The sequence below is a fragment of the Streptomyces sp. NPDC045778 genome (genome assembly GCF_056431945.1).
Genome location: NZ_JBWKJZ010000003.1, coordinates 212,923 through 227,581 on the forward strand (window position 1 = coordinate 212,923; position 14,659 = coordinate 227,581).

At 74.1% G+C, this 14,659-nt stretch carries 12 protein-coding genes; 8 read left to right on the top strand and 4 right to left on the bottom strand.

Translation table 11 applies throughout. The annotated features are described in order from the left end of the window. Window positions 1–121 precede the first annotated feature (121 nt). Both AC07GB_RS05560 and AC07GB_RS05565 read left to right on the top strand, forming a co-directional pair. A complete protein-coding gene (locus AC07GB_RS05560; RefSeq protein ID WP_478841935.1) occupies window positions 122–550 on the top strand; it encodes a pyridoxamine 5'-phosphate oxidase family protein in 429 nt (142 codons plus the stop codon). A gap of 307 nt (window positions 551–857) precedes the next feature. Next, window positions 858–2,714 carry a protein-arginine deiminase domain-containing protein gene (locus AC07GB_RS05565; RefSeq protein WP_478842066.1) on the top strand — a complete coding sequence of 619 codons (1,857 nt, stop codon included), beginning with the start codon at window positions 858–860 and terminating at the stop codon, window positions 2,712–2,714. A gap of 70 nt (window positions 2,715–2,784) precedes the next feature. Here AC07GB_RS05565 and AC07GB_RS05570 read toward each other — a convergent pair whose 3' ends face one another. Next, window positions 2,785–3,225 (bottom strand): helix-turn-helix domain-containing protein, encoded by a 441-nt coding sequence (locus AC07GB_RS05570; RefSeq protein WP_478841936.1) that lies wholly within the window; start codon window positions 3,223–3,225, stop codon window positions 2,785–2,787. 372 nt (window positions 3,226–3,597) lie between these two features. On the opposite strand from AC07GB_RS05570, the gene AC07GB_RS05575 reads away from it, so the two are divergent. Next, window positions 3,598–4,026 carry a hypothetical protein gene (locus tag AC07GB_RS05575; protein ID WP_478841937.1) on the top strand — a complete coding sequence of 143 codons (429 nt, stop codon included), beginning with the start codon at window positions 3,598–3,600 and terminating at the stop codon, window positions 4,024–4,026. A gap of 73 nt (window positions 4,027–4,099) precedes the next feature. Then, on the top strand, window positions 4,100–6,460 hold the full coding sequence (gene secD, locus AC07GB_RS05580; RefSeq protein WP_478841938.1) for a protein translocase subunit SecD: 2,361 nt from the start codon (window positions 4,100–4,102) through the stop codon (window positions 6,458–6,460). Between the two features lie 6 nt (window positions 6,461–6,466). On the opposite strand, the gene AC07GB_RS05585 is transcribed toward secD, so the two are convergent. Then, on the bottom strand, window positions 6,467–7,693 hold the full coding sequence (locus AC07GB_RS05585; protein ID WP_478841939.1) for a M20 metallopeptidase family protein: 1,227 nt from the start codon (window positions 7,691–7,693) through the stop codon (window positions 6,467–6,469). Between the two features lie 101 nt (window positions 7,694–7,794). Beyond that, entirely contained in the window at window positions 7,795–9,129 is a 1,335-nt protein-coding gene (locus AC07GB_RS05590) for a M64 family metallopeptidase (protein ID WP_478841940.1), read from the bottom strand. A 235-nt stretch (window positions 9,130–9,364) separates the two neighbouring features. On the opposite strand from AC07GB_RS05590, the gene AC07GB_RS05595 reads away from it, so the two are divergent. From AC07GB_RS05595 to AC07GB_RS05610, 4 genes are all read left to right on the top strand, one after another. Further along, complete coding sequence (locus AC07GB_RS05595) at window positions 9,365–10,756, top strand: helix-turn-helix domain-containing protein (RefSeq protein ID WP_478841941.1); 1,392 nt, start codon at window positions 9,365–9,367, stop codon at window positions 10,754–10,756. Between the two features lie 97 nt (window positions 10,757–10,853). Further along, a complete protein-coding gene (locus tag AC07GB_RS05600) occupies window positions 10,854–11,912 on the top strand; it encodes a GNAT family N-acetyltransferase (protein ID WP_478841942.1) in 1,059 nt (352 codons plus the stop codon). A 55-nt stretch (window positions 11,913–11,967) separates the two neighbouring features. After that, the gene (locus AC07GB_RS05605) at window positions 11,968–12,171 is read left to right on the top strand and encodes a hypothetical protein (protein WP_478841943.1); all 204 of its coding nucleotides are present in this window, start codon (window positions 11,968–11,970) and stop codon (window positions 12,169–12,171) included. Between the two features lie 100 nt (window positions 12,172–12,271). Next, window positions 12,272–12,709: a cupin domain-containing protein gene (locus AC07GB_RS05610; RefSeq protein WP_478841944.1), complete on the top strand. Its 438-nt coding sequence runs from the start codon at window positions 12,272–12,274 to the stop codon at window positions 12,707–12,709. On the opposite strand, the gene AC07GB_RS05615 is transcribed toward AC07GB_RS05610, so the two are convergent. Next, complete coding sequence (locus tag AC07GB_RS05615) at window positions 12,704–14,659, bottom strand: aminotransferase class I/II-fold pyridoxal phosphate-dependent enzyme (protein ID WP_478841945.1); 1,956 nt, start codon at window positions 14,657–14,659, stop codon at window positions 12,704–12,706. The two genes, AC07GB_RS05610 and AC07GB_RS05615, sit on opposite strands and share 6 nt — an antisense overlap.

Genomic DNA, 14,659 nt, shown 5'->3' on the forward strand with positions numbered 1-14,659 from the left:
ACGGGGGAATCAAACGGGCTTTCGGCGGGGTAGGGATGTCGCGTCGTGCTCCGCGGCCTGCCGTCCGGGGCGCCGACCGCACGGTCACGACGTACCGGCAGTACCGACGAAGGAGACGCAGATGGCCCTCACGCGTGAGGAACGCGAGGAATTCCTGGCGGAAGCGCACATCGCCGCGCTGTCCGTGGACGCGGGGGAGGAGGGACGGGCCCCGCTCACCGTCCCGATCTGGTACCAGTACGAGCCCGGCGGCGAGATCTGGATCATGACGGGCAAGGAGTCGCGCAAGGCCCGGCTGATCGCCGCCGCCGGGCGGTTCACGCTCATGGTCGACCGCCTGGAGCCGACCATCCGGTACGTGTCGGTGGAGGGCCCGGTCGTCGCGACGGAGCCCGCCACGCGCGAGCAGCTGCACGAGATCTCCGCCCGCTACCTCCCGGCCGACAAGGTCGACGGCTATGTGGACATGGCCTGGAAGGAGCACGGCGAGCAGATCGTCCTCCGGCTGCGCCCGCAGCGGTGGGTGACCTCGGACCTCGGCTCCGTCTGACGGCCGCGGCCGGGACGCCCGACGGCCACCCGCGACGTCCCCGGCACTCACACCGGCTCCCCGACCCGCCCGACAGCCGGCACCGGGCAACCGGCAACCGACTGCCGGCATCCGACTTCCGGCGCTCGCCGGTACCGGGCAACCCCCCGGCCCCGCGCGGACTCTTTTCCTTCAGCGGCCCTCGCCGACCGACCAACCGACCAGAGGGCCCTGACAGGAGAGGGGAACTGTGCACACGCACAGCTGGAGAAAGATAGCCCTGGCGACCGGCGTGGCCGGGGTCCTCGCGGCTACGGGGACCACGGCCATGGCCGACGCCGCCACCCCGGCGCCGGCGAACAAGCCCGACCTGCGCGCCGACGTCAACCGCGACGGGCGCGTGGACGTCGAGGGCGACAGCGACACGAGCGGCGAGAACACCTGGACGCGCGAGCGCGGCGCGATCGTGCTGCCGAACATCGACGACGACGCCAAGCGCTGCCCCGTCAAGGACGGCAACGGACGGCCGCTGTCGAGCGCCAAGCTCGCCAAGTGCAACGACGCGTCCGACACCAAGGTCAACGGCGCCAAGGACGCCCTCGACCTGGCCCGGCTGCGGACCGTGCCGCTGCCCGACGCCGCCGCGAGCAGCCACGGCACCGTGAAGGTGGTGGGCGCGGGCGCCAAGAAGGCCCGCCTGTTCATCCACCGCGACGGCCGCTGGGTCCTGCTGAAGCCCACCGACAAGCTCACCGCGAAGGAACTGCGCTCCGGCGTCGAGCTGGGCATCGAGGCCACCGACGTGGTGCGGGACGCCGCCAAGTGGAACGGCAACATCACCGTACGGTTCACCGTCGGCGGCGACGGCCCGGCCCGCTCCGACGACGTCGTGCTGCGCACCGCGCCGGTGCTCACCCAGCACCACCTGCAGAAGGCCCAGGAAGTCCTGGTGACCAAGGTGTCGGGCCGCGACCCGTACAGCAAGGCCCAGCAGAAGTTCGTCAAGAACCTGGCGAAGCAGGTCAAGGACGCCGGCATCAGCAAGCCGCTGACCACCTTCACCAAGTACGGCGACATCTGGGCGCAGGACTTCGTGGAGCCGGGCTACGCCGGCATGCCGGGCCCGGACGGCAAGCCGCGCACCATGCGCGTGCTGATCCGCTCCGCGCAGCTCGACCGCCCGGCGGGCCGCGAGCTGTTCGAGAAGCTCCGCGGCCCCGACGTCGGCGTGGTGCAGGTCGCCAAGGCCGGCGCCAACGAGGAGTGGACGCTCAACTCCATGGGCAACCTGGAGACCATTCCGCCCTACAAGCTGGGGACCAAGGACTACCCCGCCGGGCGCATCATCCAGGGCTACCGCAAGGACAACGGCTCCAAGCCCGCCAAATCCATGCGTACGTTCCTGAAGTCGCAGGGCGCCCAGGACCCGCTGCTGCTCGACACCTCCTGGCTGTCGGTCGGGCACGTGGACGAGTTCGTCCAGTTCCTGCCCGCCGACACCGAGCGCGGCTGGCGCATCGGCGTGGCCGACCCGAAGGCAGGCGTGGAGCTGCTCCGCAAGGCCAAGCGCGAGGGCCACGGGGCGAAGAAGATGTTCTCCGTGCCGCGCGGCGCCGACGTCCCGGCGCCCAAGGAGACCATCGACAAGGTCCTCGGCTCCGCCAAGTTCAAGGCGGACAACAAGCTGGCCGCCGAGCGCATCGAGGCCAACCTGGCGATCCTCAAGCGCGAGACCGGCGTCACCGACGCCGAGATCGTGCGCGTGCCCGGCCTGTACGTGCGCGACGGGCAGGGCGACAGCGGCCTGAGCAACAGCCGCAAGCTGCGCCGCCTCGGCCCGGACTCGCTGCGCAAGTTCAACCAGCTGCGCGGTGACGACAACCGCGCCGACAGCGGCGGCAAGGCCCGCACCCGGGCCGCCGCCTGGCAGAACAGCGCCTACATCCCCGGCGCGGTCAACGGCGTCCTGCTCAGCCCGACCCGCTACCTCGCGCCCCAGCAGTGGGGCCCGGTCATCGGCGGCAAGGACATCTTCACCGAGGCCGTGAACTCCGTGTACGCCAAGGCGGGCTTCACCACGACCTACATCGATGACTGGTACACGTACCACATCGGCATGGGCGAGGTGCACTGCGGCACGAACACGCTGCGGGACGCCACCGCCCCGTGGTGGCCGAAGGCGTGACCCCCTGGCCCGCGGGGCCCGCGCCCCGGTGACGGGCGCGGACCCCGCGGGCCATCCCTCCTCTCCGAAGTCAGGCGGCCAAACCGAGCGTCACCGAGGCCCGCGGCGCCCGCGGGCCCGAGGCTCCGGCGCCGGGCCCGCGCAGGCCACCGCGCGCCCGGCGCACCGAGGACGTCAGCTCGTGGTGCGCACGGCCGAGCAGGTCGGCGAGCCCGAGGCCGAGCGCCTGCGCGGCGGCCCCGAGGACCTCCGACGACGCCTCCTTGCGGCCCCGCTCGACCTCGGAGAGATAAGGCACCGATATCCGGGCCGCGTCCGCGACGTCCTTCAACGTGCGCTCCTGGGCCAGGCGTTCCCGTCGCAGCACGGCGCCGACGAGGTCGCGCCACAGGGGCTCCTTGGGAGCGGGGGCCGAGGGAGCCGCGGGCGCGGCCGGGCGCAAGGGGATGACGCGCGCTCCCCGGTCCGGCCGCGGCGGAAGGGGCGTGGCGTTCGTCGCGTGGCTGGTCACGGCATCAGCGTAGGAGCGCAGGGGGCCGCGGTGGTGGTGTTCTGCCATGGGCGAAGTACGTTCTGCCCACGGCGAAGCCAGGGCCGCCGATCCATCCGCCGATCCATCCGCCGCGCCCCCGCACGGGCCCGTCGGGAACCTGCCCGCTCCCTCCCGCGTTGAGCGGTTGGCGCCCCGAGCGCGGGCGCCCGGCCACCGACCGCCCGCGACCGGCACGGCGACCCGTCGACCGCGATCCACCGACGGCCCCGCACCGACCGCGATCCACCACCGTCCCGCACCGACTGCGTCCCACCGACCGTCCTTCACCGACCGCGATCCACCGACCGCGATCCACCGACCGCGATCCACCGACCCGGCCAGGAGGCCCGCGTGCAGCACCGCACCCGGTCCGCCCGCCTTGCGGCCTCGCTGCTCTCGGTGGTCGTCGCCGTCCTCGCCTTCGCCGTGCCCTCGCGCGCCGCGGGAGCCGTCGGCGTGGTGCAGGGCCGGGCGGTCGCCGCGGTCCAGCACGCCGAGGCCCTCGGCGCGGGTCCCTCCCGCGGCGACAGCGTCGGCCCCCGCGCACCGGACCTGCCGAGAGTCGTCCACGCGACGGCCGCGCACCCGCACCACGCGCACCTCCCGCAGCCGCCCCACCCCGGCACCTGGGCCACCGACCGCGCGCCGCACCGGCCCCTCGGCGGACCCGCGGCGCACGCGCCCGGCACCGCCCCGGCCCGGCAGCACGCCGACACCGGGCCCCGGCCCCGCGGCCCACCGCCACGGATGAGCAACGACACCGTTCAGGACGCCGCCTGACGGGCGCTCAGCGCGCCCGGCCGCCGCGCCGTCCCCCTTCGTCATGCCCTCATCGTGGATGTGGAGTACACGCATGCCCCGCGCACCTCTGTGGCGGGCGATCGTGGCGCTGGTCGCCGTCGCCGCCTCGCTGTTCCTCGCCCTCACCCAGTCACCCCGCCTCGGCCTCGACCTGAGAGGCGGCACCCAGATCGTCCTGGAGACCAAGGACTCACCCACCGTCAAGGCCGACGAGGCCGCGACCCGCAGGGCCGTCGAGGTGCTGCGCCAGCGCGTCGACGCCCTCGGCGTGTCCGAGCCCAGCCTCGCCCAGGCGGGCGCCAAGCGGATCGTCGTCGAACTGCCCGGCGTACGCGACCCCCGCGAGGCCGCCGAAGTCATCGGCCGCACCGCGCAGCTGACCGTGCACCCGGTGACGGGCGCGGCCGATACACCCGGCCGCGCCGCGCCAGCCGCCGACGGCTCCCGCACCCTGCCCGACCCCGACAGGCCCGGCGGCCATCTGAAGCTCGGCCCGACCGCCCTGACCGGTGACGGCGTGAAGAACGCCGACGCGGTCCTCAACCAGCAGAGCCTCAACGGCTGGTACGTCACCCTCGACTTCCGCTCCAAGGCGGCCGGGGACTGGGCCCGCGTCACCGGCGACGCGGCCTGCGCGCCGCAGGACGCGCCGCAGCGGCGCGTCGCCATCGTCCTCGACGACAAGGTCATCTCGGCACCCGGCGTCAACGCCGACGTGGGCTGCAAGGCAGGCATCACCGGCGGCAGCACCCAGATCACCGGCGGCTTCGACGAGGGCGAGGCCCGCGACCTGGCCGCCCTCGTCAAGGGCGGCGCCCTGCCGGTCCCCGTCGAGGTGGTCGAACAGCGCACCGTCGGCCCGACGCTCGGCGCCGCCGCCATCGACGCGAGCATCCAGGCCGCACTCATCGGCCTGCTCCTGACGGGCCTGTTCATCATCGTCGTCTACCGGCTGCTCGGCGCCCTCGCCACCCTCGCGCTCGCGCTGTACGGACTCATGTCGTACGCCGCGCTGCTCGCGGTGGGGGCCACCCTCACGCTGCCCGGGCTCGCCGGGTTCGTCCTCGCCATCGGCATGGCGGTGGACGCCAACGTCCTGGTCTTCGAACGCGCGCGGGAGGAGTACCTGGGCCCCCGCGCGGACCGCCCCGGCCGCGAGACCCGGGCCGCCAAGGCCCCGCGCAGCATGGCCAAGGCGCTGCACACCGGCTTCACCAAGGCCTGGAGCGCGGTCGTCGACTCGAACGTCACCACGCTGCTCGCCGCGGGCCTGCTGTTCTTCTTCGCCACGGGCCCGGTCAAGGGCTTCGGCGTGACCCTGTCGATCGGTGTCCTGGTGTCGATGGTCGCGTCCTTCGTCGTCACCAGGGCGCTCGCCGAGGCGGCCGTGCGCCGCCGCTTCGTCCGCGCCCGGCCCCGGCTCACGGGCCTGGCCACCACCGGCCGCGTCCGCACCCTGCTCGCGCGGCGCAACCCCCGGCTGGTGCGCCACCGGGGCCGCTGGCTCGGCGCCAGCGCGCTCCTGGTGGCCGTGGCGGTCGCCGGGATCGTGGTGCGCGGCCTCGACCTGGGCGTCGAGTTCACCGGCGGGCGCATGGTCGAGTACAGCACCAGCCAGCGCCTGGACGCCGACACCGCCCGCGAGGCCGTCGCGGACGCGGGCTTCCCGCGCGCGGTGGTGCAGGAGTCGGGCGAGGACGACATCACCGTACGCACCGGCGACCTCAGCGACGACGAGCAGCAGCGCATCAAGGAGGCCCTGGCGGGGCCCGGCGGCGAGGTGACCGTCGAGCGCGACGAGCGCATCGGCCCGAGCCTCGGCGCCGAGCTGCGCCAGAAGGCGCTGATCGCGCTCGGCATCGCCGTCGCCGCCCAGCTGATCTATCTGAGCGTACGGTTCCGGTGGACCTTCGCGACGGCCGCCGTCGTCGCGATGGTCCACGACGTGGTCCTGGTGGTCGGCCTGTTCGCCTGGCTCGGCAAGACCGTCGACAGCGTCTTCCTCGCGGCCGTGCTCACCGTCATCGGCTACTCCGTCAACGACACGGTCGTCGTCTTCGACCGCGTCCGCGAGGCGCGGCGCCGCGACCCGCGGGCCGACCTGGCGGACCTCGCCAACAAGGCCGTCATCCGCACCCTGCCGCGCACCGTGAACACCGGCATGGGCGCGCTGTTCGTCCTGGCCGCCCTCGCCGTGCTCGGCGGTGACTCGCTCGCGGACTTCTCCCTCGCGCTGATCGCCGGCGTCGTCCTCGGCATGGCATCGACGGTGTCCGTCGCGGTGCCCGCCGCGGTCCTCCTGGAGCGGCGGAGCCCGGCGCCCCGACGGCCCGCACGCCCATCGGAAGGCCCCCGTCCGCGCAGCCCGTTGGAGGCCGCGCGGCACAAGAGCGGTGACGGCGCGGTGGTCTGACCGCCGTCAGGGGCGTCCGCGCGGTCCGTCGCCCAGGTGGTGCAGGGCGACGGCCGCGTGGACGGCGCTCCCGGCGGCCATGGCGTCCTCGTCGAAGACGACCCGGTTGGAGTGGATGTCGGGAGCGTCCTGCGGTGACGTCCCCGCAGGACAGGCGCCCAGGAAGGCCATGGCGCCGGGCACCCGTTCCAGGACGTACGAGAAGTCCTCGGCGCCCATGACCGGCTCGGTCAGCTCGTGGACGCTGCCGGGGCCGAGCAGCGCGGTCGCGGCGGCCCGCGCGGCCGCGGTGCTGTCCGGGTCGTTGACCACGGGCGGATAGCCCTCCGGCAGCCGCACCTCGGCCGTGGCGCCGTGCGCGGCCGCGACGTGGTGCGCGACGCGGGCCACGCCCTCCCGCACCCGCTGCCGCGTGGCCGGGGTCAGCGTACGGAGGGTGCCGTGGAGTTCGGCGGTCTCCGGGATGACGTTGGTGGTGGTGCCCGCCTCGATCCGGGCGACGGTGACCACGGCGGGGTCGAAGACGTGGACCGTGCGCGTCACCATCGTCTGGAGAGCCTGCACGATCTCGCAGGCGACCGGTACGGGATCGAGCGCCCGGTACGGCGCCGAGGCGTGGCCGCCGCGGCCGTGGACCGTCACCTCCAGCGTGTCGTTGGCGGCGAGCGTCGGGCCGGGGCGCAGGTGCACGGTGCCGGACGCGAGCCGGGTGGACACGTGCAGGGCGAAAGCCGTGTCCACGCCGCCGTCACCAGGGCCGCCGAGGGCCCCTTCGTCGATCATGTGCCGGGCGCCGCCCTCGCCCTCCTCGCCCGGCTGGAACATGAACACGACGCGGCCGCTCAGCTCATCCCGGCGCGCGGCGAGCAGCCGGGCCGCGCCGATCAGCATCGCCGTGTGCAGATCGTGCCCGCAGGCGTGCATGGCGTCCGGCACCTCGGAGGCGAAATCGAGGCCGGTGTCCTCACGCAGGGGCAGCGCGTCCATGTCGCCGCGCAGCAGCACCGTCCGGCCGGGACGCGCGCCGTCGAGGGTGGCCACGACGGAGCTGAGCCGCCGCCCCGTGGTGACCGTCAGGGGCAGGCCCTCCAGGGCCGCCAGGACCGTGCGCTGCGTACGCGGCAGGCGCAGACCCAGCTCCGGTGCGCGGTGCAGGGCGCGTCGCGTCGTCACGAGGCCGGGCAGCAGGTCGCGGGCCTGGGTGAGGAGGGCCTGCGGGGCTTCGGCGGTCACGGCGTCGCACCTCCGGTGAATGGGGCGGGGCGGCGGGCCGCCCCCGGGCGGGACGGCCAGAAGGCTGCCCCGCCCGAGGCCCCGTCATGCGGGCCGGTGGCTCAGCGGGTGACGCGCCAGGTCAGCTCGCCCGTCAGGAGCCTCCGCAGCGCGGGGTCGCGGACCGCCTTGGTGGTGTCCTTGGCGCGCACGGAGATCGTGTGCGGGCGGCCGTCGGCGGGCACGCCGAGGGAGCGCGGCGTGACGGACCGCGCGTCCTTGACCTTCTTGGCCGGGCGGCCGTCGACGTACCACCGCAGGCGGACGCCGTCGCGCGCCTCGACGGTGACGCGCTCCTTGCGGCGCACCACGGTGTCCGTGGGCGTCGTGCTGGTCACCACCGAGCCGTGGCGGTGGAAGCCCGCGATCATCGCCTCGCGCCCGGGCAGGTTGAACTCCCGGCCCAGCGTGCGCATGATCGAGTTGTCGGTGGGCCGGTAGAGGCCGCGCGGGTAGTAGTTGCCGCCCTCGTAGGCGCCGACGGTGCCGCCGTCGGGGGAGGCCTGCCCGATCCAGCGGTACCACTTCTTCTTCTGCGCGCTCAGCTGGGCGGCCGTGAGCTTGCTGCTGTTCAGCCAGGAGGGCTCGGCGCCCGTGTAGGTGCCGTACTCGTCGTACCAGTACTCGTCCGCGAGCTTGCCGAGCGAGTGGCCCAGCTCGTGCACGATCACCTGCGAGGACTTGGCGTTGTCGGAGGAGCCGGTGGCGATGCCGTCGTAGCCGGAGGGCGAGGTGATGTCGTTGTAGCCCGCGCCGCCGTACTTCGTGGAGTTCGCGAGCACGATGACCACGTCGGGGTCCGCGGCCTTGCGGGCGTACGACTCGACCTTGTTGGTGTCGACGCACAGCAGGCGCTCGATGCCGTCGCAGTAGAAGGACGAGCCGAGCGCGGTGTCCTTGCGGACGGTGCTCGACGGATCGCCCGAGACACCAGACTGCCGCGAGTGGGCGTCCACCGCCCACACGTTGAAGAGGTTCTTGTACGAGGCGTACGGCTCGACCTTGGAGACCTCCGCCCACTTGGTGCGGACGTCGGCGTGGAAGTCCTCCTGCTGGGCGGCGGTGTAGCCGTCGCCGATGAAGACGACGTCGGCCTTGGTGCCGACGGGGCCGTTCCGCACGATCGGCACGACGTCGCCGTCGCCCGCGATCCGCGACCGCTCATCGCCGCTGAGCGGGGCGGGCGCGGGCACGTCGGTGTGGCGGGGGTGCCCGTCCTTGCCGAAGTACTCGACCTGCTGCGGGGAGCCGGTGGTGGAGGGCTCCGGGTGCGCGGCCGCGCCGCCGGTGGCGGACAGGGTCGCCGCGAGCGTCGCGCCCGCCGCGAGGGCGACCCGCAGGCGCTTGCGTCTGCCGCGCTCGGGTATGCCGGATATGCCGGGTATATCGGTGCCCATGTGGGGGATCTCCTCAAGTCCGCGAGTTAAGCGGGGAGTTAAGTAGGATTAACGCGCCGCTCAACGTAGAGGCCCGCGAAGGAAGAGGCAATGGGTACGTGAAGTTTCACTTGAGGCGGCTGAGTTGAGAGTGAGTTCACGCCATCCGGCAAACCCGTCCGGCCCCTTTCCAACCTCCGTGCCCATCGACTTAGCTCAGGTCACGGACCTACAGAGGATCCACGGAGGGGGAGAGGTGGCGGAAAACAGCCCCGAGGGGGCGCGGCTCGACGACCCGGCCGAGATCGGCCGCCGCGTGCTGCGGCTGCGCACCGAACGGGGGCTCACCCAGCGGCAGCTCGCCGAACCGGTCTACACGCCCGCGTACGTGTCCACGCTGGAGTCCGGCAAGGTACGGCCATCCGAAGCCGCCCTCAGACACCTCGCGGGGCGCCTCGGCGTCGGCTACGAGGAGCTGGCCACGGGGCGGCCCGCCCGCCTCGCCACGGACCTGCGGCTGCGGCTCACCGACGCCCGGCGCGCCCTCGCCACCGGCGCGCCCGAGGACGCCGCCGCCGTCTTCCGGGCGCTGCACGAGGAGGCCGTCGCGCACGCCCTCGTCCCCGAGCAGGCGAGCGCCCTCCAGGGGCTCGGCGACTGCCTCCTGGAATCCGGTGAGCTGACCGACGCCCGCGACTGCTTCGCCGCCGTGGAGCGCCTCCTCGCCGACGAGCCGCTGCCGCGCCGCGTCCCCGCCATCCGCGGCCGCGCCACCGCGCACCTGCTCACCGGCGAACTGCGCTACGCCTGCTACCTCCTGGAGACCACCCTCGACGAACTCGACGCGGCGGGCCTGCACGACCCCGACGCGCTCCTGCTCCTGTACACGGCGTCCATCGCGCCGTACATGGACATGGGCGCGCACGCCCGCGCCGCGCACGCCGCCGAGCTGGCCCTCGCCCTCGCCCCGCGCGTCAGCGACCCCGCGCTCGTCGCGCACATGCACCGCGGCGTCGCCCGTACGCTCATCGCCGAGGGCCGCACCGCCGAGGCCGACGCCTCCCTCGCCAAGGCCCAGGAGCTGTACCGCCAGCTCCACATCCGCACCGAACTCGCCCACTGCCACTGGATGCGCGGCTACGTCCACGCCCAGGACGGCGACCTGGAAGGCGCCGAGAGCGAGCTGCGCACGGCCCGCGACATGCTCGCCTCCAAGCGGGCCGCGCTCTTCACCGAGCAGGTCGAGGTCGAACTCGCCGACGTACTGCGGCGGCGCGGCAAGACGGAGGAGGCGGAGGCCCTCCTGCGGCCGCTGCTCACCGCCGGCGCGGGCGGCGCGGACACCGGACCGCTGGGCGCCGAGCGCGGCGCCGTGCACGCGGGCGGAGCGCACCGCCTGCTCGGCCTGATCGCGGAGGAGCGCGGCGACACCGAGACCGCCGAGGAGCACTACTGCGCGGCCCTGTCCCTCCTGGAGCGCTCCAGCGCGGCCGGGGACCTGGCCGACCTGTGCCGCCTCCTGGGCGACCTGCTGCGGCGCACCGGGCGCGTCGAGGCCGCCCTGGACGCCTACCGCACCGGCCTCGGCCACCGGGCCGCCCCCGGTACGACGACACTGGGCCCGGCCCCGGCGACACCGCCCCTGTGAGCCTCGATCTTGGCTCTGCTTCGATGGGGCCATGACATCCGATGGGGGCACGACAGCGGAAAGACTCGCAGCGCCGGCCGAGGCGCTGGAGCGCCCTGTGCGCGACTGGCCCACGACGCTCGCCACCGAGCGCCTGACCCTGCGCCCGGTCGCGCGGCCGGACGTGCCGCACGCCGTCAGGCTGTGGACGGACCCGCAGGTCCGGCGGCACCTCGGCGGCCCGGTGGCCGCCGACGTGGTCCGCGCCCGCGAGCGGCACTGCGTGGGCGTGCCCGGGGCGTTCACCGTGGTCCGGCACGACGGCGCGGTCCTCGGCCTGGTGGCGGCCGAGCCCGACGGCCACGACGGCCGCACCGAGGTGTCCTACCAGCTCCTGCCCGAGCACTGGGGCCACGGCTACGCCCGCGAGGCGGTGCACGCCGTCGTCGGCTGGGCCCGGCAGGCGATACGTTCCGCCATCCCCGGCGTGGTCGCCGTCACGCAGCACGCCAACACCCGCTCGCGCCGCCTCCTCGACACCCTGGGCGCCACCCCCGCCGACCACTTCGTGGCTTGGGGGGAACCGCAGGTCCTGTACGTGTTCCCGACGGCGGGCCCCGGCGTGCCCGTGGCCCCGGGCCTCCTGTTGCGGCCCTGGGCGGACACGGACGCGGCGGCACTGATCGACGCCTATCGGGACGCCGACCTGCGGCGGTGGACGCGGCGGCCCGTCGAGGACGCGCGGGACGCCGCGCGCTGGCTGGAGACACGGCACCGGGGCCGGGAGCGGGGCGACTACCTCAGCTTCGCCGTGCTCGAACAGGACGTGACCGGCGGCACGCCGGTGGCGAACGTCGCGCTGAAGAACCCCCGGGCCGCGTCAGGAGTGGGAGAGGTGGGCTACTGGACGGCGGCCTCCGCACGCGGCCGCGGCGTGGCCTCGCGGGCCCTGGAGGCCTTGAGCGCCTGGGCGTTCGACACCTTCGAGACCGCGGGGCTGCGCCGCCTGCACCTCCTCCACCAGGTCGACAACGCGGCGTCCTGCCGGGTCGCGGCGAAGGCGGGCTACGAGCTGACCGCGGTCCTCCCCGCGCGCCCGCCCTTCCCCACGGTGGGCCACCTGCACGCCAGGACCGCCGGGCGGGGCGACCCGCGCGGGGGCGGGCTCCGCGACTGACGGCGGTCTCCCGTGCCACGGTAGGCCCCGGTGACGTAGCCGTTCTCGATGCCTCATGAAGGCGACCACGGCGTTCCTGGCCGCCACGCTGCTGGTGCGGGGGATCACCGCGGGACGCCTCATGTCCGGCGACGACGGGAGCCAGGTGCACCACACCACTGGTGCCTTCGTCACGGCCGCCCTGGACCCGGGTGCCGCTCCACCACCGGCCGTGCACGGGCCGGGAATTACCCGCGGCCCTGCCCGGAAATCCGACTGATTCTTGCCGCTGCATTTCCGCTGGATATAGCCTGGGCCGGACAGTCGGCCACCCGTTCCGGGGACACCTCGGCACGCCCGAAACCGAAAGGAACCGGGTCATGGGACATGAGGCTCACACCGCTCTCCCGCTGGTCAGTGAAATCGTGGCGGAGGCATTCGACCGCTGGAGCACGCCGCTGCACGAGGACTTCGAGAAGAACGCCCACAACGGCCGCGTCGGCCACTCGCTCCTGGCGGAGACCGACGCCGTGCGGATCTGGGAGACCCGCCTCGGACCGGGCGAGCGGATCCCCGTCCACCGGCACGTCCTCGACTACGTCTGGATAGCCCTGACCAGCGGCCGGGCCCGCCAGCACCTGGGCGACGGGACCAGCAGGGAGATCGCGTACGAACGCGGCCACACGCGGCGCTTCCGCGTCGCCGAAGGCGGTCACCACCTCCATGACATGAGGAATATCGGCGACGAAGTCCTGTCGTTCCTAGTGATAGAGGAAAAGGGCGGGGCGAACGACCCTGTTCGGCTCGCCGCGTCATAGAGCGGCGGAGAGCGCGGCGAGCAGAGAATTGTTCGCGCGGCGGTCCCCGATGGAGATGCGACAGGTATCGGGAATGACGCGCCCGGTGTCCGCGACGAGAATTCCCGCGTCGCGCAGCCGGTCCATGACCCGCTCGTGCTTGTGCAGCCGGACCAGCAAGAAGTTGGTCTCCGAAGGGAAGACGCGCTCCACCGCGGGATGGCCGGCCAGGGTGGCCGCCATCCACTCCCGCTCGGCACGGACGCGCCGGACGCTGTGGAGCACGCGCGGCGCGTCGGTGAGCCGGTCCCGCACCGCCCGCTGCGACGCGTTGGTGAACCCGAAGGGCACCTGCACCCGCCGCAGCGCGTCGACGACGCCCGGCCGGGACAGCACGACGCCGCAGCGCGCGCCGGCGAGCCCCCACGCCTTCGACAGGGTCCTGAGCACGATGAGGTTGTCGTAGCGCGCGACGAGCCCGGCGTACGAGGGCTTCTCGCTGAACTCGACGTAGGCCTCGTCGATCACCACGAGTCCCTGACCGCCCGTCACCAGGGCGCGCACCCGCTCCTCGTCGAGCCTGGTCCCGACCGGATTGTTCGGGTCGCACAGGATGGTCACCCGCGGCTCGGCCGCCAGGATCCGCTCGACGTCCAGGTCGGACAGGTCGTCGCCGCGCAGCGGTACGTCGACGACCGGAAGGCGCAGCACGCGCGCGAAGTGGTCGTAGAGCGGGAACGTCGGTGACGTGACGCAGACGCGCTCGCCGGGCGAGGCGAGCGCCGCCAGGAGCAGCAGCACGCCGTCCACCGCCCCGCTCGTGAACAGCACGTGGTCCGCGCCGAGCGCGCCGACCCCCTCGTGGCCGGGCAGCCTCGCGACCGTGGACAGATACGTCCGGGCCAGTTCCGCCGTGTCCAGCTCGGGGTAGCGGCTCGCGGCCCCCAGGAACGGATTGGTGTTGCTCGACAGGTCGACCACGTCGAAGCGAGGCTGAGCGCGGAACCGGGCCGGGCCCGGCACCGGTACCGAAGCGACCGGGGGAGCCGCGAAGGCCGAGAGGGCGGGTTCGCCCGCGTCCGCCCCCGCGTCCGCCTCCGCCGGTGTGAGGCCGGGGGCCCGCAGCCAGTGGTCGACGGGCACGAACAGATCGGCACCGAACCCGCGCATGAGCCTGGCGTCACCCCGGCCGAGGTGCACCCAGTCGAGCCCCGACCGCTGGGCGTCGAGGTACACCTCGTACAGACCCGCCTCCCGCAGGTCACGCGCCGCGCCGGGGTCGTCGTCGCGCGTGGCCAGGGTCAGCCGGTAGACCCCTCGGCCGTTGTGGGACCTCGTCAGGAGCCCGGCCTGGACGACGGCGGACCCGCGCCGGGCCACGAGCATCTCGGTGCGCGCCGCCAAGGGGCCGCCGGCCAGCGCGTCCAGGGCGGCGGCGTTGTACGGGACGGCGCCCTCGTGCAGCGCTACGAAGCCCTCGCGCGCCCCGGCACACCCGTCGAGGTCACGCAGCGGGACCCGCTCCCAGCGGACCTCGCGGGCGGCCTCGGCGTGGCGGCGGCGCAGCTCGCCCAGGCGGTCGGCGCCGACACGGGTCCGCAGCGCCTCGTCCACGTCCCCGTCCGGCCGGAAGACGCACTCGGGATCCGTGGCGATCCGCACGAAACCGGCCTCGCGCAGCGCGCTCGTGTCGTCACCGCGGCGCACCTGCGGCACGAGGACCTGCGGCACGCCCAGCTCCTCCGCCCGCCGGAGCAGCGCGTCGAGCGCGGGCCGCGCGGGAGCGGGACCGCTCGGGGCGTACGGCACCCCGCCACCGACCAGGGTGGGCCGCTCCACCAGCACCGGATCCAGGGCGGCGAACGCGGCGGCGTCCCGGCCGATGCGCTCCAGCGAACACACGGGCACGCGCGAGCCGAGGGCGGCACACAGCACGTCGTCGAGCGCGTCGATGTCTGCGGTCCTGCGCAC